A 22,452-nucleotide genomic window follows, 5' to 3' on the forward strand; every position below is an offset into this window, starting at 1 on the left:
TCATTCAAAGTACTATGGCCTCTGCTGACTCCTGACTGTTCAGCTATTTATCACTAAATAGGTTACCAAGTGAGCTTGGCGTTACAGCCAGGCCTCCCCAGGTAAGAGTGCAATCTTTCCCTCCACCTATCTGCTTCATTTACTCTGTACCACCTTCGGCAGAACGGACTTTGTTTTGTTTAGCAAACTCATCCAGTGATACCTAGCCTCATATGAAGTTCGTGTTCCTCAGACCGGAGGTCTGCCGCTCGCTTCCTTCAGATTCCACGTCACCATGGACACCCTTGCGTTTGGCTAACCACTACTTCTGCCTTCGTGGTTCGGGACTTTCACCCTATAGATTACACCCATGCTGGGCGCACTAAATGAAAGAAACGAACTAGCTCAACTAGTCCGTTTTCGAAATAAAACTCTGCTTACAGCTTTTTACTAAGTACATTAACCGAATTGAGCCACTTTGTTACGGCCTTGCTGCTTAGCACCTGTATACATCGCTCTATCTGCATTCCGCAGCACAGCCATTGCTGAATCATCAGGCTCAGCTTTACTAGCAACACCAATACTAGCTGTTATTCGAACTGACTTTCGTTCTCGGTTATTCAGATCATCACTAACGTTAAATATATGTGATTCTATCGAACTTCGTATCTCTTCTGCCATCTGTTCACCGTATGTTAAATTCGCATTCTCTAACAAGATGACAAACTCTTCTCCTCCATACCTTGCTACTGTTCCAACGCCACCTACTGTTTTCACTAACACGTCCGCAACCTGTGTGAGTACATCATTTCCACTTTGATGCCCGTACGTATCATTAACTCGTTTGAAGTGATCTAAATCTAGTAAAATAATCGTAAAGTCTTCAGAAGCTTCATTTTGTTCATATTTCTCTAGTAATAGATTTTCAAAGTATCGGAAATTGTAAAGGTTCGTTAAATGACACCGTTCACTTTCACGTTTCTTCTTTTCATAGTTTCGAGCATTCTGTACCGCGACTGCTAAATAACTCGCCATAATCTCAAGAATCATGAGGTGGCTCTTCTCAAACACTCTTTTCTTCTCAGAGACGACTGTAATGACACCTTCTACTTTTTGATTACGAATCGCTGGAGCACACATAATCGATTGGACATTATTTAATATTCCTTCCTCATCAAGATTTTCCCATTCTTTTTTCGATTGGAAAGAAACAGAATTCCCGCTCTGTAATACTTTCCTGCTGATCCCATCTCCATTTTTATAATGGATTTCACTTCTATTACGAGAGTGGGATACTTGAATCGGTTTTAATTCTCCATTGATTCTGTCATACAAAAACGCTTGATCTGCTGGAAAAATAGTTGTGACTGTTTTAATAAACAAATCAATAATTTCTTGTACTGATAAATTTTCGTTCGTTTTATACCCATAGGAACTAACCTTTTTAAGGAGGCTATTCGTCGTTTCACTTTGGTTGTACAACTTTAAAATAAGTGAAAGACTAATAAACGGGATCCCCATTAACAAAATAGCCATATACCCAATTTGATTAAACAAGATTGTCAGTGTCAAGCCGACAGGAATAATAAGAATCGCTGAAATTGACTCCCAAGCGAGCCCCCGATCAAAAAATTTCACTTCTTTCACCTTTGCTAAATATTTTCTTGCAAGGTGTACGAGCCAATTGTTTAAGAAGAAATATGTAAATGCATACGCTAATACCGGTAGGATACTGTCAACTAATGATGATTCCGAAAAATTCCCAGTCGTTCCTCCAAGTAAATAAAACACGGCTCCAGAAACTAACGATACAGTTAAGAAGATTAAGGAGTTTAATGGAAGACGGTACAATTCACTCCTTGAAAGTCTAAGACTGACTAAAGTAGTAATCAGCGCTAGTTGGGTAACCATTACTTCTACGAGTAAACCGAATTGTAAAAATACAGCTAAAGATATGCCGTGCAAAGGCACGATATTTGTATAGTGAATTCGTATAGGGAAACATGCAGCAATAATACTTAGTAATAAAAACACTAAAATTGCTAGACCTTGATCTAGAAAGGTGGAATACGTCTGCTCAATAAATATGAAGATTATGATGGGAAGACTAACAAACCAAATGGCCCATATTCCTTGTTTCATTTCTTTTGGCATCCGCTTCTCCTCCCAGATATCCATAGAATCCCAAGCTGTAGGAATAAAAAAGTGATCATCATTTCTGAATCTAGCATTGCTAAAGTCATTTGAAGTATGTCAATCGTATCACTATTTTCGTACGATCCTTAATTAGCAGCAGTATTGGAGTTGTATTGCGTCACATACAATGATTATGGGGAGTCTTAGACTCGATTGTGAAGAATAATAAATCTGAAATTCATACGAAAATTCAGATTCTTCATAAAAAATACAAGTACTATTTTACTACATTGTCCAAATTTTGTTAATATCTTCTTTATCTTTTTAAAAAAATCCCCTTCATATTTCCCAAAAGTAAACGATATTGCTGAATGACTTAACATTCTCCAAAAAGGAGTATATTCCTGCAACTTTTAAAATGAATTGAGTATTCACTACACCGAACAATGTTTATAAATCAGTCCGATTAATCACTTCACCGATGAAATGATGGGATCCAACGACGAATAAAACTTCGTCAGCTGAAGATTTATTTTTCCATTCAAGCAGAAAGTGACGTAGGTCTTTTACATTATTCAATGGCATATGATCATTGTTTAATGTTTCATATGTATCAAGTTTTTTAGCACGCTCTGAATCGAATGTAGTCACATTCAGTTTTATAGCAGCACGATCTAAAATTGTTAACATTTCTACAACATTTTTATCTTCCATTGCACCAAAAAGGACATGGATAGTATGATTGGGATATTTTTGTATTAATGCTGTTACTGAGACCTTAACAGCAGCAGGATTATGAGCTGTATCTAAAATAATAACGGGAGATTCATTCACTTGTTCAAATCTGCCTCGAATAGCAGCCTGCTTTAAACCTTGTTTAATTTGCTCATCGTCTACGATCACTGCATAAAACTGTTTTAAATAATCGAGTGTCATCAAACAAAGTGCTGCATTTTCTCCTTGATGATCTCCAAACATCCCCAATTCTATATCTTTCATCGTTCGATAAGGTGCTTCATAGTCCAACAGTTGCTTCCCTTCTACAATCCTTGAATCGAGTTTAATTCGTTCATGGAGGGAGTAAACGGTTGATTTTTTATTAGCCGCTTCTCGTTTCAAAATATCAAGAGCTGGACTTTGTGCTGCTGTCATAACGGGAACACCACTTTTAATAATTCCAGCTTTTTCTGCAGCAATGTCTTCAATTGATTCACCTAAGTAAGCTTCGTGATCAAAAGATATATTCGTAATGATTGAAACAAGTGGTGTAATGACATTCGTTGCATCTTTTCTGCCGCCCATTCCTGTTTCAATAATCGCCATATCTACTGGCTTTTGAGTCGAGAAAAAATACAGCGCAAGCGTTGTCATCACTTCAAAAAAACTAAAAGGCTGATTCGCTTTTTCCTCAACTTGTACGACCTTGTCATAAATAGCATTTATCCCATTAAGGAAATCAGTTTCAGACATCGGTTCACCGTTAATGGATATTTGATTTTTTGGATCACCAAACGCTGGCGTCATAAATGTTCCTACGAAAAATGATGATTCCTGAAGCATATTTTGTAAAAATGTGACTGTTGATCCTTTCCCATTCGTACCTGCAACATGAATGGTTTTAACTCGCCTTTCTGGATGACGAAGGTGCTTCATGAGCAGCTTCATCCGCTCAATATCATAAACAATGCCTGCTTCTTTTTTTCCCTCAACATACTTTACTGCATCTTGATACGTTTGAAACATAAAAAACCATCCTTTCTAACTATCTAACTATGTACTCTTTTCATTGATTTTTTTACTTATACGTGCCATTATCAGTATGATTAGAAGTTCACAAAATTGTGCGGGATATAACCCCGCACATTTTTTGACACATATAAGTCTTTATCACTTTAACATATTTATCCGAGTGTCAGAAAGGAGAAGTGTTATGATAGAAAGTTACGGCTGGATTATTTATAACGGAAATTTAAATTCAGAAAAATTTTTAGATTATGTCACATGGTTTCAACAATCTGCCTTACACGAGAACGTAAAGATTGATGCAATAGCAAACAATCACCTAATCGTTACAATTGAGGATGGGATTGGCAAAGTAACAGTCGGAGACGTTGCTGCTGAAAAGATAAGCAAATCGGCAAGCTCTTTTTCTCAAAAGAATTCTCTCATCATGTCTGAATGTGGTAATCCTTTACCAAAACCTGACTTTATTCATTTTGCAGATAAAGACTTGCACTTAGCACGTCAATTAGAAGCGATTGGCTTACGTTTATTTAACAGTGCTGATTCGATTGAACGATGTGATAATAAAGCTTACATGCACGTAGCCTTATCGAATGAGGCCATTCCAGTTCCAAAAACGTTCATCGCACCGAAAATATATGAAGGATTATCAGTAAACGAGACAACTCATGTACAATTAATGATTCAAGCATTAGGTTTCCCGTTTATTTTAAAAGAAGCTTATGGCTCCTTTGGACAGCAAGTATATTGGATAGAGACGAAAGAAGCTTTTATGGAACATGTTCATCGGCTTGGTGGGAAAGAATATATATGTCAGCAACCAATCGACAATAGTTTTGGGAAAGATCTCAGATTGAACGTCGTTGGTGCTGATGTAGTGACAGCGATGATGAGAACATCTCAACATGACTTTAGAGCAAATGTGACAGCAGGAGGAAAAACAGAACCGTATACGCCAACAAACGAAGAAATCGAGTTAGCATTGAAAGCTGCCCGTGCTGTTGGAGCTGATTTTGCAGGGGTAGATCTTCTTATAGGAGAAAAAGGTCCAATTCTTTGTGAAATTAATTCTAACCCTCATTTACGCAGTATTTATGAGTGCACAGGAGTAGATGTTACTTACTCAATGGTGAAGTATATAAAGAAAGAAATCGAACGTGAATCCTAGAGAAGGAAGAGAAACAATGAATAAAAAACATGGCATGCTTATTTATCGAAAAGAGGATATTGCTCGTAACAAAGTATTTATTGATTTACTCATGAAGGCAAGCTATGACGTCGATAGACCGTTAATGCTTATTACATATGAAGAGATGGCTCTTCAAGTTGCAGAGTCTAACCTTTTTCTTGAATCTGAAGAAAGTCTTTTTCCATCCTTTATTATTAACCGCTCTGTTTCTCATTGGATAAACGAAATTGCTGAATCCAAGGAAATCCGCTCATTCAATTCAGCTAAGATTGCACGAATCGCCAACGATAAACGGCTCACTCATAGTACATTAAGTAAAATTGACATTCCGATGTTAACAACGATTCATACGTCAAAAGAAACATTAGTAGAACATCCGCCTCTCGATTTTCCGTTTGTTGTAAAGAATCCTTTTGGAAGAGGTGGGACTGATGTTCATCTCATCGACTCAGCTGATGCCTTAAAAGAGGTGTCCTCATCTCTTCATGACGAATTAATCGTCCAGCCTGTAGGAAGCGCACCTGGCAAAGATGTCAGAGTTTTTGTAATTGGCAACCAAATCATTGGTGCTGTGTTACGAGAATCATTTGATTCTGAACTAAGAGCAAACATCTCTTTAGGAGGCTCTTCAAAAATCTATGAATTAAACGAAGACGAAAAGTCACTAATAAATAAAATAATTGATCACCTTAAGCCTGATTTTGTCGGTCTCGATTTCTTGCTTGATGAAAATGGAAAGCTAACCTTTAATGAGATGGAGGATGCCGTCGGATGCCGTAGTCTATATATGAATAGTGAAATCGATATTGCCGCATTGTTTATGAAATACGTTGCTGAACAAACATAGCTCAATTGTCTTTTTACGAGCAGTATAACCCGTTCATGTACGAATTCATTAAATTAATACTTTCTCTTTTTTTCTAGTTCCGACAACTAATTTCGTAACGTATTATAGTTGAAAACCTTATAAAGGAAGCGTTAGTCATGAGCTTAAACAATGAAAATCTCCATTGCGTCCAAGTTACTAAGGTTTATGATTGGGTTATGCGGCCGCTTGAATTCCAAGTCATGAAACGAATCAAAGACAGAAAAAAACTTGTGTCAGATTATGTATCGGGTCACATCAATATTAGGTGTGGTACACCTGCTTTGTTATGGAGATCCCCTTCAAATTTAGCTGTCTCAGGGTCTGTAACGATCTCTCATCTAACAGGCTGTGACGAGATGGAAGTATTGATAAATGGAGAGAAGGTATTCTCCGTTTTCCACGGACAGTCTCGATCGATTACGTCATTACATTTACAATCAGTAGAAGTTCGCTGTAAGAATGGTTCTGACTTTTGTACCGGCAAGTATTGCTTGAATTTACATTATCGATTAGGTCAAGTTTTTTTCTTTGAAGAAGACTGTCTACTTGTTAGTTACCTTTCAGATCAAGATGGAAATCCTATTGAATCTATTCAATGTAAGGATATCCAACAAAATGGAAACAGAGAGAAGAAAGAGCTTTATCAAAATAATGAAAAGTCATCTATCCGAAAGGTAAATATATTGAAAAAGGGCTTCGTAACAACTAAAGTCATTTGTCGTGGCAAAATCCATTGTTTATGCACTGTACCTTTTCACTTCGTTGAGACTTTCTTCCTTTGTGCTCCTAATGGTACTTCCGTCGAATGTCGTGTCACGAACGTGTCTTCTGAACCTCAACTGTCATGTGAACGAGACACCAAGGAAAAGGATCATAAAATCATGATCACGATGCAGTTTTTCCTGGAGATTCAAGTAGTTGGAAAAGTTAATCTTGAAGTGCAAGCTGTCAGTTGTTTGCCTCGTCATGATATCCAAAACAAATCATGTCTCTTGACTCAATAATATGAGTGCGAACTTCTTTGTCTCCCTTTCAGACAGACTTTCCGCACTCTTTTTTTCAAGAAAAAAAGAGACCGACATTTATAATAATAATACCACCAATTAAACATTCTTTTGGTGGTTATTTACGCATGGAGGTTTGTGTCAGACTCTTTTAGGTACTTCAATTTTACGAGTTTATACGAGATAATGAAGGTCGATTGAATATCTTCCGTGACATGAGGTTTGATTGCCTCCAGGAGGACAAGACACTCTTACTTCAACAATATTGGCATAAGTTCTTGATCGAGTGTTTTGAGAAGGAACCAAAAAAGTATCGGCAATTGCTTCTGAATCGACTACTGTTACAATTAATTCATCTGCACAACCACTTCCGTAATAAATCGATACTGTGCCTGCTGATGTCACGTCTGATGTATTCCAAACGATAACGTCGGTTTGTCCGCAGGTGACAGTGAAGTTTCCGCACACCTCATCACTTGCTAATAAGCTGTACGGATCAGAAAAGTCGATATCCTCCTCCCCCATTTTCCTCCTCCTCATCGTTCTTGACTTACCTTTCGATATTATATGATTCGAACACTAAATGTTCCTAAAAAATGTAGTTGTCACTTATACCTGAATCCGCGATGAATGAATTTATTCTTTATATGAATCTTAAAAATCTTTCAATTTAACTTGGTGGAGCAAGGACTCGAATCCATTACTGGCGGACGCTTTCAGCGGGCGTGGCCAGGCGAGACCACGAAACGGAGTGGAGGTTGAGGAGGCTCACGGTTCGCACGCGGTAAAGAAGACACTGCAAATGCAAACGAAGTGATGCATGAACGGATGTCGCACTTGTGACTGAGGTGCAAGCGAGTAGATGGATGGCATATCAACACCTGTTATCGCGAATTCAGGTTATATTTTGAAACTCCATTGCTTAAGAATGGGGCTTCCCCGTTCGGAAAATCTGTAAGTAGTTTTAGAAAAAAGAGGTGTCCAAAAAGTATTTTAGGACAGCCTCTTAACTAAAGCATTATTCGTTTCCTAACCACTCATCTACCATATCGCGGTTTTCATCAATCCACTGCTGTGCACCTGCTTCTTCATCTTCTAGTTGATTAATAGCTGACATAAGCGCTCCGAGAGAATCATCGTCCATCATCCAATTGTTTAACCATTCGATAACTTCTGGATAATCATCTTCAAAGCCTAAACGAGACATATAGTAAATATCTTCAGGTTCACCATATACGCCTTGAGGATCTTCAAGATACTTAATGTCGTAATCAGAAAATGCCCAGTGTGGATTCCAAAGGGTGACAACGACAGGCTCTTCTTGATTGTATGCACTGTCTAACTCTGTTATCATTGCCGGTTCGGAACTAACTAAAAACTCCAGTTCAAGCTCATAATCTTCGACAGCTTCTTCTGTTAAACGTGTTAAGCTCGCACCTGCATCAATTCCTACGATTCGATCTTCAAATTCGTCTGCACGCTCATTTAACTGTTCAATACTGTCAATGTCAACATATTCAGGAACAACTAACCCTAAACCTGTTCCTTCAAACCAAACTTCGTGCATTTCCAAATTATCGCCATGTTCCTCATAAAATGGCTCATCGGTAGTAGGCAGCCAAACTTCTAAAGATAAGTCGATACTACCACTAGCAATCCCAGTCCAGATCGGGGCTTTTTCAGACATTGTTATTTCAACATCGTAACCTTCTTCTTCAAGAATCAACTTCCACATATTCGTTATCGCAATATTTTCAGCCCAATTGTTGAAACCAATTTCAATTGATCCTTTTTCTTCAACTTCTCCTTCATTACCATTTTCTTCGCTGCCACCACAAGCGGTCAAGACTAACGCTAGTGATAAAATCGCAGACATCGTCAGCTTTTTTCCAAACATAAAAAACTTCCTTTCTGTTCCATATATGTACGTTATGGTAAAACCGATTATGAATTATACGTTGTTTCGTAACGCTTCACAATGTGCAGATTTCGAGATAATGCTCATTAACCTTTCATCGTTACGTATGAGTGTAACTGACACTCAGTATACGGATAATTAAATCAATTCCCTTCGGTTTACGTCCGTTAAAAATACAACGATACGACGAAATGAAAAAGAAAATGAAGAATATGTTAAAAATACCAAAAACGAAGAGCGTATTATAAACAGGACCCTTCGTTCAGTAAGGAACAATATATAAAGCTGACCCATTCACATCTTTATTTCTCGACTAAATCATGCTTGAAAGCATAAATAACAGCTTGTGTACGATCATGAACTTCTAGTTTACTTAAAATGTTACTAACGTGTACTTTAGTCGTTTTTAATGCAATATATAATTCGTCTGCGATATCTTGATTAGACTTTCCTTCAGCCATGAGCTTTAATACTTCCATTTCCCGTTCTGTTAATTGCTCATGTAAAAGCGGCACGTTCGTTTGGCGCATTTTCGTCATAATCTTCCCTGTCACTTCAGGCTCTAGTATTGATTGACCTTGATAAGTCGCTCTTATCGCTTCGGCAATTTCATTAGCTTTCGACGTTTTTAACATATAGCTCGTAGCCCCTGCTTCAAGAGCTGGGTATACTTTTTCATCATCTAAAAAACTCGTCACAATGATGATTTTCGCCTCAGGCCATTGTTCAATAATCTGTCGAGTCGCTTCAATTCCATCCATTTCTTTCATAACGAGATCCATTAAGATCACATCAGGCTTCAGTTCCATCGCTAACTGAATAGCCTCTTTACCATCATCCGCTTCAGCAATCACATTAATATCCTTTTGTGCAGATAAATAGGCCGAAACACCAATACGAACCATTTCATGATCATCTGCAAACAATACGTTAATCACTCTTCCTCACCTCTTCGTAAAACGGGCACCTTTACTTCTAAGCGTGTCCCTTCACTTTTTACACTAACAACTTTAAAGGTTCCGCCTATTTCCTCTGCTCGTTCCCGCATATTTTCTAATCCGTATGAACTGTTCGCTTTTGTTTCTTCTACGTTAAAACCGACGCCGTCATCTGTCACCCTCATAATAACGTAATTGTCCCTTTCTACGAGTAATACATGTAAATGACTTGCTTGAGCATGGCGCAGCGTGTTTGATATAGACTCTTGGAGGACTCTAAACAAATGATCCTCAATCCCTTTTTCTAATGAAAGCTCCTCTATTTTTTTCTCGATCTCAATCGGCACTTTTTGCTGTAATTCAAGCAGTAATTCTTCTATCCCTTCATGAAGCGACTTCCCTTTTAACGCTGCCGGACGGAGGTGCAAAAGCAAGGCACGCATTTCTAATTGTGATTGTTCAATCATTTTCCCAACTAATTGAAGCTGTTTTTTCATTCCTTCATCATTAGGAGGATTCATTTCGTTAATCGTCGACATCATCATTGATGCAGCAAACAGCTGCTGACTGACTGAATCGTGTAGTTCCCTAGCAAGCCGATTACGTTCTTGCAAAACAACTTCCTGCAAGCTTTTTTCCCGTTCGTGTGCCCGTTCACTTGCAAGGCGTTGAGCCATCTTCGTTTGTTCATGTATCTTTTCTTGTAAATTGAAAAATTGCTGCTGGATCTCTACCAAATCTTTCGCTTGGTCATCGTTAACAAGTTGCTCACCGCGTGTTACAGAATCTAATTGTTCTTGTATCCACTTTATTTTTTTCCGAAAAGCAGCTCCAGATATGAGTCCTGTTGCTGCACCACTTAAAATAATGACGAGTAAAAGAAAATACAAATACGGTAAATCGAAGATCCGGTGTTCGAGCAGTAACGCCCAACGTTCGATTGGAAAAACGAAGAACGTCGGTACGAGTAAAAGAAGTGCAAAAAGTATGAAGCTGACGACCCCGTAAACAATTTGTTTTACGATCACATTCATATCCGCTTCACCTCAATATCTCCGGATAGAATGGATGTCACAATTTTCACTCGCGGTTCACCATCTGTATAATTTTCGGTTTGATATGACAATGTTTTATTAAACAATGAATCATGCTTTTCTTGAAAAATCATCGCCCGGCCAAAGACAGCACTATGATCAATTTTCACTTCAACCTCATACGGAACGTAAATCTTAATATTTCCGAATCCATGACGAATTGAAATCACTGCGTCTTCTCGAATTACAGTATTACTTAAGTCAATAACCTTGTCACCAATACCGCCGTGAATATTGATATCACGCCACTGATACGGAGCATGACTCGTTTTTTGCTTACCAAAAAAGCGGTTTTTAAACAGTGGTTCAATGTGAACGACAGACTCTTTAGGCTTTGTCTTCGTTTCATCAAACTGCGGTTTGATCCATTCTGGATTATTTTTCGAACGGTGATAGTGTATGAAAAACATGACAATGATGGCAATAAATAAAAAACGGACCGCCATCAAACTTAAAAACGTCGCAAAGAGGCTAACTATCCCGAACCAAAACAATATCTTCCCAGTTATATTGTGATAATATTTCTTTCCGAAATAAGTAAGTAAAATCATTAAAATAGCTGAAAAGGCAAGTCCTGGGTCAAAAAATAAAAGTTCTAAAACAAAAAGGAAGATGCCGATCATAAATATCCAGTTAAACGTATGTGTTGGCATATGTTGAAACATCGGCAATCTCCTTTCTTGTTCTTAACAATCGTACGTTATGCTCACTTTTAAAAATGATTTTTCCCAGATTCTGAATCATTACTGTTCTTGTGTTACAAAGGTGTACGTTCTAAAAGGACGCGATACCCGCGCCCTTTCTACCTTACATAATTGTTCTCAACGAATTCTATAGATTGATCGTTGAGTCGCTTTTTGAGACGACGCGATTCTCACTCCATTTTTTATAGATGAGATAAAGGGCAAGCGCTGCTACGATTCCAAATAAAGAATAACTGTTCGTGAACGCGATACTGAAGACGATTAAACCAATTGCAATCCAGACAACTTTTCCTGCAGTTGAACGGCTTTTACTGAATTGAATAAAAACAACATATAGTAAAACTAAGCTGATTGCTAGTACGATCAACGGGCCTAAATTCGCAAGTAAAACGATTAGCGCAATGAGTGCGCCGACAAATAATAAGAAATTACTCATGGATTTGCCTCCTTCTATTCATCTTACTTATTATTTTATCGAAGATGTACATTTTTCATCATGTTCTGGAGGAATATTTTCTCTAAGACTAGAGGCTTATTTTAAAACAAAATCAAGATTATCGAGTAAAAAAACGTTGATGCCAACATTTTACCTTTTCTCTATTTAATTTGTCCACAACCGTTCCACACGGCCATGATGTAAGCAATAAACATCAGGATTTGATAAGTTCTTCCATTCAGTAAAGCCGAACTTGCGATCAAACTCCCTGATCATTAACGCTAGTAAATTTCCATGAGTAACGATGACGATATTTTCCTCGCTTCTCTTTTCAATTTCCCTTACGACTGATAGTCCTCTTTCTGCTGCTTCGAGACTGGATTCTCCGCCTTCGAGCTTTAAATGAACATCATTAAAACTATCACGCAACTTTTCAAGCCAGTCGTGCAAGTTTTTATGACTTAACACCCTTTCAGAAAGCCGTTCGTCTACTTCTATTGTGACGCCTAGCTTATGCGATAAAGGAGCAACTGAGCGCTGTGCCCTCTTAAATGGACTAGAGATGATACCATCTATTCTTTTGTCTGCGAAAAAGTCTGCTAACGTTTCAGCTTGTTGAACACCGAGCTTCGTTAATTCTGCTTCAGGAGCCTGTCCTTCCGCTTCACAGTGACGTACAAAATAAATCAAATTCCCTCTCCCCTTCTACACGAAAAAGCACAGAATAGAAGATTTTTTTCTGTGCTTAGTTAGACTATATGAGCTTTTGAAACTCTTCTATTAGCTTCATTGTGATCGGACGATCCGTTGACAGCTCGATTTCATCGATTTTTCGTACGGGCATAATTTCCATACTTGTATTCGTCATAAATACTTCCTCTGCACTGCGAAGCATCTCAAGGTCAAAATGAACTTTTTCAACCGGAATCCTAAGTTTTTCGGCAATTTCAATAACTTTTTGCCTAGTAATTCCGTTTAAGATCCGGTTCGTGGCAGGGTGCGTATAAACAGTTCCAGATTTGACGATAAATACGTTGCTGCTTGATCCTTCCGTTACGATTCCATCACGGTGCAGAATGGCTTCGGCACAACCTTGTTTCATTGCTGCTTGTTTTGCCATGACATTCGGTAATAGATTTAATGACTTTATATAACAATTTAACCAGCGTACATCGTCTAAAACAATAGTATCAATCCCACGTTCTTTCGTAGATTCATCAATTTTTCTAGCATGGCGCACCGTCATCGAAAATACAGCAGGTCCGTCTGGATAATGGTGTTGACGATTATAAATACCACGAGTAATTTGAATATAAATTTCTGCTTCTTTTATTCCGGAACGATCGAGTCCTTCTTGCACGATATTATGTATTTCTTCTTTTGAATATGGGAGATCAAGTTCAATCGCCTCAGCACTCTGTTCGAGCCGGTCTATATGTTCCTCAAACGTAAACAAATTACCATCATAGACTCGAATCACCTCGTAAATACCGTCACCAAATTGATGACCTCGCTCTTGAATCGGTACGACTTTGTCATTAATATCGACAAAACGGTTTTGATAGTAGCCAATTTCTTTCATAATGAACACCTCATAACTGAATGATGAATGTTTTTTTCAAGCATAACATATGATGCTTGTTTCATTCGAAACAAAACATCACTTTTTTTATGTCTTTTTAAAGAAAGTACTGAAGTGGGAAGAAATAATCAATAATTGAACACCCTTTTACACGAAAAGAACCCCCGTAACGATGGACTTCTGTTGTTACGGGGGAGTTCATTAGTTTTTCAGCTCAGCAATACGTGCCTTCACTTTTTCACGCTGCTCGAGATAACCTTTTTCTTTTTCACGTTCAGCTGCTACTACTTTTTCTGGAGCTTTCGCTACAAAGCCTTCGTTGCTTAATTTTTTCTGAACTCGGTTTACTTCATCGTCAAGACGTTTTACTTCTCCTTCAAGTCGAGCAATTTCAGCATCAAGATCAAGAAGGCCAGCTAATGGCAAGTATAATTCGACACCAGATAGAACTGAGCTCATTGATTTTTCCGGAGCTTTCATGCCTGTTTCCATTTTCAGTTCACTTGGGCGGCAGAAACGTTCAATGTATGCCTTTCCTCTTTCTAACTGCTGAAGACGTTCTTCGTCGTAAGCATTAATATAAAGCGTAATTTCCTTACTCATCGGTACATCTAATTCAGCACGAGTATTACGAACAGAACGGATGATCTCTGTTAGCAAATCCATATCTTTCACCGCTTGCTGGTCGATTAAAGACGTTTGTTTTTCTGGCCAGGAGGCAACCGTAATTGATTCCCCTTCGTGCGGTAAGTGCTGCCACACTTCTTCTGTAATAAATGGCATGAACGGATGCAAGAGACGCATCGTTTGATCAAGGACATATGCTAAAACTGATCGTGTCGTCTTTTTCGCTTCTTCGTCTTCCCCATTTAATGGAAGTTTCGCCATTTCGATATACCAGTCACAGAAGTCATCCCAAATGAAGTTATAGAGGGCTCGCCCTACTTCACCAAATTCGTATGCATCGATAAATTTCGTTACGTGGTCAATCGTTTCTTGCAGGCGCGTAAGAATCCACTTATCAGCAATTGACTTTTTCCCGGTTAAGTCAATCTCTTCGTATTTCAATCCATCCATGTTCATTAATGCAAAGCGTGACGCGTTCCAAATTTTATTCCCGAAGTTCCAGTTCGCCTCAACTTTTTCCCAATAAAATCGAAGATCGTTTCCTGGTGAACTTCCTGTTGATAAGAAAAAGCGAAGAGCGTCTGCACCGTATTTATCGATCACATCCATCGGGTCAACACCGTTTCCAAGAGATTTACTCATTTTACGACCTTCTGCGTCACGAACTAGTCCGTGAATAAGTACGTCTTTAAATGGACGATCGTTAGTAAACTGAAGCCCTTGAAAAATCATACGGGCTACCCAGAAATAAATAATGTCGTATCCAGTAACGAGTACATCCGTTGAGTAATAGCGCTTATAGTCGGCAGCTTCTTCATTTGGCCATCCCATAGTCGAAAACGGCCATAATGCAGAACTAAACCATGTATCGAGTACGTCTTCATCTTGTTCCCAGTTCTCGATATCGTCAGGTTCGGTACGTCCAACGTACAGTTCACCTGTCTCTTTATGATACCAAGCTGGAATTCGGTGTCCCCACCATAGTTGACGAGAAATACACCAGTCGCGAATATTTTCAATCCAATGCATATACGTTTTTTCGAATCGGTCTGGAACAAAGTTTACTTTGTTTTCTGTTTTTTGTAATTCAATCGCCTGTTCAGCTAAAGGTCCCATCTTAACGAACCATTGTGTAGAAAGGTATGGCTCAACTACGGCACCACTACGCTCAGAATGACCGACACTGTGAGTATGATCTTCAACTTTAAAGAGAACTCCTTGCTGCTTTAGATCAGCAACGATTTGTTTTCGGCATTCAAAACGGTCCATGCCATCATATTTCCCAGCATTTTCGTTCATTTTACCGCCTTCATCCATTACAAGAACTCGCTCTAATTTGTGTCGGTCCCCAATTTCAAAGTCATTCGGATCATGGGCTGGGGTGATTTTTACTGCACCAGAGCCAAATTCCATATCGACATAATCGTCAGCAACGATGTCAATTTCTCGTCCTACGATTGGCAGCTTCACTTTTTTGCCAATTAAATGCTTGTATCGGTCATCGTCTGGATGAACCGCAACAGCTGTATCTCCGAGCATCGTTTCAGGACGCGTTGTCGCAACTTCAATATGTCCACTGCCATCAGCTAGCGGATATTTCATATGGTAGAACGCACCTTGGACATCTTTGTAAATAACTTCAATGTCTGACAGTGCTGTCTTCGTTTGCGGATCCCAGTTAATAATATATTCGCCGCGATAAATGAGACCTTCTTCATAAAGACGGACAAACACTTCTTTGACCGCATCGGAAAGACCGTCATCAAGGGTAAAACGTTCACGAGAATAGTCAAGCGATAGTCCTAATTTTGCCCATTGGTTACGGATAAAATCTGCATACTCTTCTTTCCACTCCCATGACATTTCAAGGAATTTTTCTCGGCCAAGGTCATAACGCGAGACACCTTCTTCTCGTAATTTACCTTCTACCTTTGCTTGCGTGGCAATTCCCGCATGGTCCATTCCAGGTAGCCAAAGTGCATCATAACCTTGCATTCGCTTTGTCCGAATTAAGATATCTTGAAGTGTTGTATCCCATGCGTGTCCGAGGTGAAGTCTCCCTGTTACGTTCGGTGGTGGAATCACAATTGTATAAGGCTCTTTACTTTCATCACTTGTTGCTTCGAAAAACTTTCCATTTACCCAATATGGGTACCACTTTGCTTCTGTTGCCTTCGGGTCATACTTCGGCGGCATCGTTATTTCTTGGTTTTGTTCAGTCATTTTCGTTCCTCCTTCTATTGTTAAGTAAATGATGCGATTGTGCGTCGCTTTTGGATGTTGGATTCATCAACCAGTTCATTCACTTTTATTGTTGATTTTCATTCACAAAGTTAGCTCAGCATTGTATCGGTGCTAGATCAATCCCGTTAAAAATGTCAATACAATCCCTGAAATTGTCAGGTACCAGGTCTGTGAACTTTTGGCCATCGAACTTTTATGTGAATATAAAAAGCTCCCGTTCGTCAAAGGACGAAGGGAGCTGAATTCCTCGCGGTACCACCTTTTTTCACAGCTACATCATTTATAAAGATCAAATGGCAGCTGTACACTCAAAACCTTAACGGGGCTGAAGCGGCTTTTACTAATAAACGCCTGCAAGTTTATTAGAGGACTTGCCAATTTGAATGTCGTTCATAAAAGCAACTCTAGGGCGACCTTCCATCTTTACATCCAAGAAAACCTTTCAGCATCACCATGGAGTGATAGTTTTCCTCTCTAATGGTTTCGAGATGTACTCTTCCCTTTCTGCGTTGTTTGTTAACATATGCAATTCGCTGGTACATGTGTACGTATTTTTACCAACTTGTATTTTTATATTCGTATTTTACCCTTTCTCTCAGCGAGAATCAATAGGGGAATATCGTTTTGATTAAAATCTTCTTGTTGGAATTAATGAAGCTAGCTATTATTTCATCTTTGGTTTCATAAATATTTATGACTGTATCAGATTATTATTCCCGCAATTCTTTCGATTATACGATTTTGTTTTTGCTTTATTTCATAAAATGAAACTCATTTTTACAAATCTTCCAAGCGAGAAATCCATTATCATAAGTGTGATCTAGGATGAAAATTCACACCAAATAATCGTCTATGCATAAAATAAAACGAAACAATCATTTTTAATTTACTAATTGAATTACGATGTTGAAGGAGGAAAACATAATGAGACGTCGACGACGAAGAATGTTCAAACACTTTAGACCTCCTCGGATTATAAAGAAGATTATTGATATTTTTTATCAAGTTTTATTGCCTTTGATTATTTTTCAGCTCATTCGTACACTGCTTTTACCTACAACGCTTGACGTCATCCTTCTAACTGCCCTCCTCATCATCTACTTATCACACACCTTCAAATGGTTCTAAAAAATTGTGCGGGACCAGGTCCCGCACAATTTTGTGAATTCTATTGACATTATCTTCTTTTTACTATCTATTTATGAGAATGTGTCTGGTCGATGCACATCATCACCAGTATTAAATACACTTAACATAAAACGTCTTACACGATTCATTGTGAGGATTTTCCGTTCAAGCTGAGTAACTGCTTGAAACTCGGTTATACGGTCCTTCTGTCTTGAATACATATCAACGGTTTGATAAACAGATTCTGGGAATGCCAAATAGCTCATAAGTAGATGACGTTCTTCATCGAATAAGGCAAAATGTTTTTCATAAAGCTGGAGCCAATGACGTCCTTCATGTTCATCCCAAGGCCGTGAATGAAAAAAGTGACGGAAAAGTAACGCGACATCTCTTGTCGGTGTATCAAGGACGGCTTTTTCAAAATTAATAAAGTAACAAGACCCGTATTGATCAAAGCATGCATGCTTTCGGTTTGGCCGACCATGGCATAACACGCTACGAAAACTTTTCTTTTCTTTTGATTTTTCAAGCCATGATGACAAATGGACATCAGCTTCATTAGCCATTTGCAATGAACGCTGAAAGTGAGTTAAAAACGTTAATTCAAATGGAGAAAAATACGTTTTTCCTTCAATTTGATCTGCATAACGCTCCATTTCAATTTTCCTTCGTTCCCATCGTCTTTTTAAATTATTATAAGATTTTTGAAGCAGCTCCTCAGAATATTCTTGACTTCTTTCCGTTAAGCCATGAAGTTTCGCTAATTCTTCAACCATCACTTCTTCAGGATGAATTGGATGTCGAAATTGTTTATGATCCTCATACCAAGGCATTAAATAATAAGCATCATCTCCGTAGCGAACGATGTAATCCCCGTATTTCGTAGGTAAAACCGGAACTGAATAGTGGAAGCCAATCCTTTCTAATCGACGCATGACATGAACAAACCAATCAGACTCTTCACGAGTCATCTTTGTTTTTTTTAACCCATAGCTTCCATATGCAGTATCGATTTTCCTTACCTTCCCATAAGTTTCGATCTTATCCGGATATAAATCATATTGAAATAATACTGCTCCGATCGGTTTTTGTTGAATATGAAGGTTCATACGCCCACCTTCTCTCGAGAAAGATCGACCCACTCGCTCACGATGTTCACGAGTTGACACGATGTATTCCATTGTCTTTTCAGCTCTTCATATGCCACTGAAAATGACTGTTCACCAGCTGCGCCGTATTGCTTTAAAAATAATAAAAATTCTCTCGGCAATAAACATTCCGCTAACAAGGCAATTCCATGCTCACCTTCAACTGGAAAATGAGCATTTACTGCTGTTAATAGATTGCGTAATGAGGTTTTACCATAACGTTGGAGCCATTCAACAAGAACAACTTTCATTGAGTGATATCCTTTTTCTGGCGTTAAAGACCGATTTTCCCAATACAACTTTTCAAAGACAAGCTTTCCTTGATTTAACGACTGAATGGGTGAAACGACAGGTGGAATTGGCCACTCATATTTTTTGCTCAAGCGATTTACTGATTCCAATCGACGCTGAGATTCTTTTTGCAGCTGTTTTAAAACAAATCGATGGTCTTCCGGGAAATGATGTTGGCTTGCTAACAGCTTCCAATGCTCAGAACGAGTGTTTAATGTTACATCTGATATTTCAACATCTCTAGTGGACACCTTGTTAGAAAAATATTTTCCGAGAAATTCACCAAATTCTTTTTCCAACCCTTTATAAGAAAACAAGGTGGTTACCTCATCATGAACAGTGATCCACCCTGCATTCGTTAATAAAACTCGATCTCCCATTTTCGTCTGAATCATCCGATTCGAAAGACATTCTGTATTTTTGCAAAGCTCATCTCGCCACAGCATATGCCAACTTAACTTTCGTTCATCCGACCATACGATCACGCGCTTTAAGCCTTTTTCTGTGTTGATGAGCTCCCCTTCAATTTTCCATGTCGCTTCCTTAAACCCGAAGCTTTCCTGAATATCGACTATGTTGAGCATACGATCCCCCCTTTATGAATCTTTGGAGGATGAGGCTCCTGAGGGAATGTATAATATTTGTCCTTCTGAAACACGCTCTTCATTCAAACGGTTCATTCGTAAGAGCTGGCTAGTTGATATCCCATACCTGGATGCAATCTCATCCAATGACTCCCCATCTTGAACGATGCACATCCGCAGCTTCGCGAACCCTCCATTCTCCCCTTGTGTTAACACTTTTGTTAAATAAAGTGCGTTTTCTTCTACTTCCTCGTCCCTATCAGGGGCTTCGCTCTCCTCTGCTTCAACTTCTTCTTCCTCGACCTCTTCATATTCAGAACGAGCTTCATCGTCTTCATTCATCTTATCTGCTACTTCGTCATAACTTTCATCCACTGTTTTTGAATGTCTTGACATATGAACGACTGGCTCTTGCTGTTCTTCTTCTTCGTCTTCATCATATACATTGTAATCCTCAAAATTTTCCTCTGCTTCCTCTACTTCTGGTTCAGCTTCTGCTGAATTGTCTTCCTTCTCAGGCTGTCGTACTTCTTCAAAGTGGAAAGAGCGATCCTCTGTACTGGCAGAAGGTGTTGGTGCAACTTCTTGTTTTTCTGACTGTACCTCATCTGCTTTCATACCAGTGACCGATACGTTAGCATTCAACTCAATGCAACCTTTACCTGGTAAATCGTAGTCAAATTCATCGACTGTCACATAGACATCTTCTAGTTTGTGAATTCGCTCTTTCGGAATCGTTACATCAAGCGGGAAAGAATGACTAATCTGGCCAACACCTTCTTCAGATAATTTCACTTCTTCAACCGAACGAAAAGCAATTTGCTCTGATAAACTGTCGGGCTCTTTCCCATCTTCATAAGATCTGTCTTCTTTTGGAGTATATTCTCCAAATAGTTTTAATGCTCCTTTAACAGTTACGTGGTCTTCGGACTCATGAATAGCAATATCAGGCTCTAGAGCTAACGAGAGCAGTTCGTCAATCTCCTTCCCCCGGTTCAACCAAACTGCTTCTTGAATCGAAAAAGATAAGGACGACGATTGTTCATTACTCAACATCATTTCCCCCTTTATAAAAAACTAAAGTATGTTCATACCATGATGTCCTACATTGTAAGATGGCTTCTATTACAATGCAGGTTGTACTTTTTCTTCACCGTCTACATCCAAAATACACAATTATACGGCGACCCATTACGATACAGATGTATGTATATAACGGGGGAAATATGCTTATAAATTCGTTTCAGCAAAACAACATTTACTGATCATCGTAGTAATCCTCTATTTCGTCACAATAACTCCTCGTTTCGACGCAACTTCTCTCGAGTTTCACGCAACTTCTCTCGGGTTTCACGCAACTTCTCTCGGGTTACACGCAACTTCTCTCGAGTTTCACGCAACTTCTCTCGGGTTTCACGCAACTTCTCTCGGGTTTCACGCAACTTCTCTCGGGTTTCACGCAACTTCTTCCGAATCCCTCTTTCATCGAGTATATTAAAAGCCATCCAGTCATCTGGATGGCTTCCATTCATTTATTTTATTCTTCTCGTATACGTTTGAATGCTCGTTCCGCTGCTGCAATCGTTTTGTCAATGTCTTCTTCTGTATGCTTTGTTGATAGGAACATACCTTCAAATTGAGAAGGTGGAATCGAAATCCCTTCTTCGAGCATATAACGGAAATACTTTTTAAACATGTCAAGATCTGAGGATGCAGCGGTCTCATAATTCATAACTTTATTATTCGTAAAGAAGAAACCAACCATTGATCCTGCCCGATTAATCCAATGAGGAATCTCATATTTTTCTGCAGATTGGCGCAGTCCATCTTCCAGACGCTTTCCAAGTTGTTTAAAATCTTCATAGCTTTCAGGTGTTAATTGACGGAGTGTTTCATAGCCTGCAGTCATAGCAAGTGGGTTACCTGATAACGTCCCTGCTTGATAAATCGGTCCTGCTGGTGCAATTTGTTCCATAATTTCGCGTTTTCCACCGTAAGCTCCGACTGGCATTCCTCCTCCGATGACCTTGCCTAAACAAGTTAAATCAGGAGTTACACCGAGTTCACCTTGGGCACACTCATAACCAACTCGGAAACCAGTCATCACCTCATCAAAAATCATTAACGACCCATGCTCCTCAGTAATATTACGAACATCTTGTAAAAACCCTTCTTCAGGAGGGACGACCCCCATGTTTCCAGCAACAGGTTCTAAAATAACAGCGGCAATATCATCGCCGAATTCTTTAAATGCTAATTGTAAACTTTCAATATCATTGTAAGGAACCGTTAACGTATTTTTTGCAACAGACTCAGGAACACCCGGACTATCTGGCAGCCCTAATGTTGCGACTCCTGATCCCGCTTTAATTAATAAAGAATCGCCATGACCATGATAGCATCCTTCAAACTTTATAATTTTATTTCGCCCAGTGAAGCCACGAGCAAGACGCAAAGCACTCATCGTTGCCTCTGTTCCTGAATTCACCATCCGCACAACCTTAATGGAAGGAACACGATCAATGACGAGTTCAGCTAAAGTTGTTTCAATTTCACTAGGTGCACCGAAGCTCGTCCCTTTTTCCGTCATCTCCTTTAAAGAGCTGACGACATGTTCATCTGCATGTCCTAAAATGAGTGGTCCCCAAGAAAGAACGTAATCAATATATTCGTTTCCATCAATATCCCAAATGTGAGATCCTTCGCCTCGTTCCATATAGACCGGATCCATATTAACCGATTTAAATGCGCGAACCGGGCTATTCACACCGCCAGGCATCACTTTTTTTGCTTGTTCAAACGCTTCCGTTGATCTTTTCCAGTTCATGAGAAATATCCA

At 39.0% G+C, this 22,452-nt stretch carries 19 protein-coding genes and 1 other annotated feature; of the genes, 3 read left to right on the top strand and 16 right to left on the bottom strand.

Going from position 1 to position 22,452, the window contains the following annotated elements; all coding sequences use genetic code 11:
• Positions 1 to 438: 438 nt before the first annotated feature.
• Positions 439 to 2,133 carry a sensor domain-containing diguanylate cyclase gene (locus tag CD001_RS20865; protein WP_179298842.1) on the bottom strand — a complete coding sequence of 565 codons (1,695 nt, stop codon included), beginning with the start codon at positions 2,131 to 2,133 and terminating at the stop codon, positions 439 to 441.
• A gap of 432 nt (positions 2,134 to 2,565) precedes the next feature.
• Positions 2,566 to 3,858 (bottom strand): bifunctional folylpolyglutamate synthase/dihydrofolate synthase, encoded by a 1,293-nt coding sequence (locus CD001_RS20870; protein ID WP_096189555.1) that lies wholly within the window; start codon positions 3,856 to 3,858, stop codon positions 2,566 to 2,568.
• Between the two features lie 187 nt (positions 3,859 to 4,045).
• Between CD001_RS20870 and CD001_RS20875 the strand changes: the two genes are divergently transcribed.
• From CD001_RS20875 to CD001_RS20885, 3 genes are all read left to right on the top strand, one after another.
• The gene (locus CD001_RS20875; protein WP_096189556.1) at positions 4,046 to 5,026 is read left to right on the top strand and encodes an ATP-grasp domain-containing protein; all 981 of its coding nucleotides are present in this window, start codon (positions 4,046 to 4,048) and stop codon (positions 5,024 to 5,026) included.
• 16 nt (positions 5,027 to 5,042) lie between these two features.
• Entirely contained in the window at positions 5,043 to 5,894 is an 852-nt protein-coding gene (locus CD001_RS20880; RefSeq protein WP_096189558.1) for an ATP-grasp domain-containing protein, read from the top strand.
• Between the two features lie 137 nt (positions 5,895 to 6,031).
• Positions 6,032 to 6,919: a BMQ_0737 family morphogenetic spore coat protein gene (locus CD001_RS20885; protein WP_096189559.1), complete on the top strand. Its 888-nt coding sequence runs from the start codon at positions 6,032 to 6,034 to the stop codon at positions 6,917 to 6,919.
• A 174-nt stretch (positions 6,920 to 7,093) separates the two neighbouring features.
• Here CD001_RS20885 and CD001_RS20890 read toward each other — a convergent pair whose 3' ends face one another.
• The 14 genes from CD001_RS20890 to hemL form a co-directional block, all read right to left on the bottom strand.
• Positions 7,094 to 7,444, bottom strand: a complete 351-nt coding sequence (locus CD001_RS20890; RefSeq protein ID WP_179298843.1) for an S-Ena type endospore appendage — start codon at positions 7,442 to 7,444, stop codon at positions 7,094 to 7,096.
• A gap of 493 nt (positions 7,445 to 7,937) precedes the next feature.
• Positions 7,938 to 8,816, bottom strand: a complete 879-nt coding sequence (locus tag CD001_RS20895; protein ID WP_096189563.1) for a glycine betaine ABC transporter substrate-binding protein — start codon at positions 8,814 to 8,816, stop codon at positions 7,938 to 7,940.
• A gap of 323 nt (positions 8,817 to 9,139) precedes the next feature.
• Positions 9,140 to 9,775: a response regulator transcription factor gene (locus tag CD001_RS20900; RefSeq protein WP_096189564.1), complete on the bottom strand. Its 636-nt coding sequence runs from the start codon at positions 9,773 to 9,775 to the stop codon at positions 9,140 to 9,142.
• On the bottom strand, positions 9,772 to 10,809 hold the full coding sequence (locus tag CD001_RS20905) for a sensor histidine kinase (RefSeq protein ID WP_096189566.1): 1,038 nt from the start codon (positions 10,807 to 10,809) through the stop codon (positions 9,772 to 9,774). The genes CD001_RS20900 and CD001_RS20905 overlap by 4 nt, the downstream gene beginning before the upstream one ends.
• Positions 10,806 to 11,534, bottom strand: a complete 729-nt coding sequence (liaF, locus tag CD001_RS20910) for a cell wall-active antibiotics response protein LiaF (protein WP_096189567.1) — start codon at positions 11,532 to 11,534, stop codon at positions 10,806 to 10,808. The genes CD001_RS20905 and liaF overlap by 4 nt, the downstream gene beginning before the upstream one ends.
• A gap of 166 nt (positions 11,535 to 11,700) precedes the next feature.
• Positions 11,701 to 12,009: a lmo0954 family membrane protein gene (locus tag CD001_RS20915; RefSeq protein WP_096189569.1), complete on the bottom strand. Its 309-nt coding sequence runs from the start codon at positions 12,007 to 12,009 to the stop codon at positions 11,701 to 11,703.
• A gap of 165 nt (positions 12,010 to 12,174) precedes the next feature.
• Complete coding sequence (locus CD001_RS20920) at positions 12,175 to 12,699, bottom strand: histidine phosphatase family protein (RefSeq protein ID WP_096189571.1); 525 nt, start codon at positions 12,697 to 12,699, stop codon at positions 12,175 to 12,177.
• A 64-nt stretch (positions 12,700 to 12,763) separates the two neighbouring features.
• Positions 12,764 to 13,591 (bottom strand): D-amino-acid transaminase, encoded by an 828-nt coding sequence (dat, locus tag CD001_RS20925; protein WP_096189572.1) that lies wholly within the window; start codon positions 13,589 to 13,591, stop codon positions 12,764 to 12,766.
• 201 nt (positions 13,592 to 13,792) lie between these two features.
• Positions 13,793 to 16,441 carry a valine--tRNA ligase gene (locus CD001_RS20930; protein ID WP_096189574.1) on the bottom strand — a complete coding sequence of 883 codons (2,649 nt, stop codon included), beginning with the start codon at positions 16,439 to 16,441 and terminating at the stop codon, positions 13,793 to 13,795.
• 242 nt (positions 16,442 to 16,683) lie between these two features.
• Positions 16,684 to 16,978 (bottom strand) — a binding site (T-box leader).
• 683 nt (positions 16,979 to 17,661) lie between these two features.
• Entirely contained in the window at positions 17,662 to 18,699 is a 1,038-nt protein-coding gene (gene ysxE, locus CD001_RS20940; RefSeq protein WP_179298844.1) for a spore coat protein YsxE, read from the bottom strand.
• A complete protein-coding gene (locus tag CD001_RS20945; RefSeq protein WP_096189576.1) occupies positions 18,696 to 19,613 on the bottom strand; it encodes a hypothetical protein in 918 nt (305 codons plus the stop codon). Before CD001_RS20945 ends, ysxE begins: the two co-directional genes overlap by 4 nt.
• Before the next feature lie 12 nt (positions 19,614 to 19,625).
• Positions 19,626 to 20,666 carry a stage VI sporulation protein D gene (spoVID, locus tag CD001_RS20950; RefSeq protein ID WP_179298845.1) on the bottom strand — a complete coding sequence of 347 codons (1,041 nt, stop codon included), beginning with the start codon at positions 20,664 to 20,666 and terminating at the stop codon, positions 19,626 to 19,628.
• A gap of 236 nt (positions 20,667 to 20,902) precedes the next feature.
• On the bottom strand, positions 20,903 to 21,145 hold the full coding sequence (locus CD001_RS20955; RefSeq protein ID WP_096189578.1) for a coiled-coil domain-containing protein: 243 nt from the start codon (positions 21,143 to 21,145) through the stop codon (positions 20,903 to 20,905).
• 5 nt (positions 21,146 to 21,150) lie between these two features.
• The gene (gene hemL / locus CD001_RS20960) at positions 21,151 to 22,440 is read right to left on the bottom strand and encodes a glutamate-1-semialdehyde 2,1-aminomutase (RefSeq protein ID WP_096189579.1); all 1,290 of its coding nucleotides are present in this window, start codon (positions 22,438 to 22,440) and stop codon (positions 21,151 to 21,153) included.
• Positions 22,441 to 22,452: the final 12 nt, after the last annotated feature.

The sequence above is a fragment of the Evansella halocellulosilytica genome (genome assembly GCF_002335745.1).
Taxonomy (GTDB): Bacteria; Bacillota; Bacilli; order Bacillales; family Salisediminibacteriaceae; genus Bacillus_CA; species Bacillus_CA halocellulosilytica.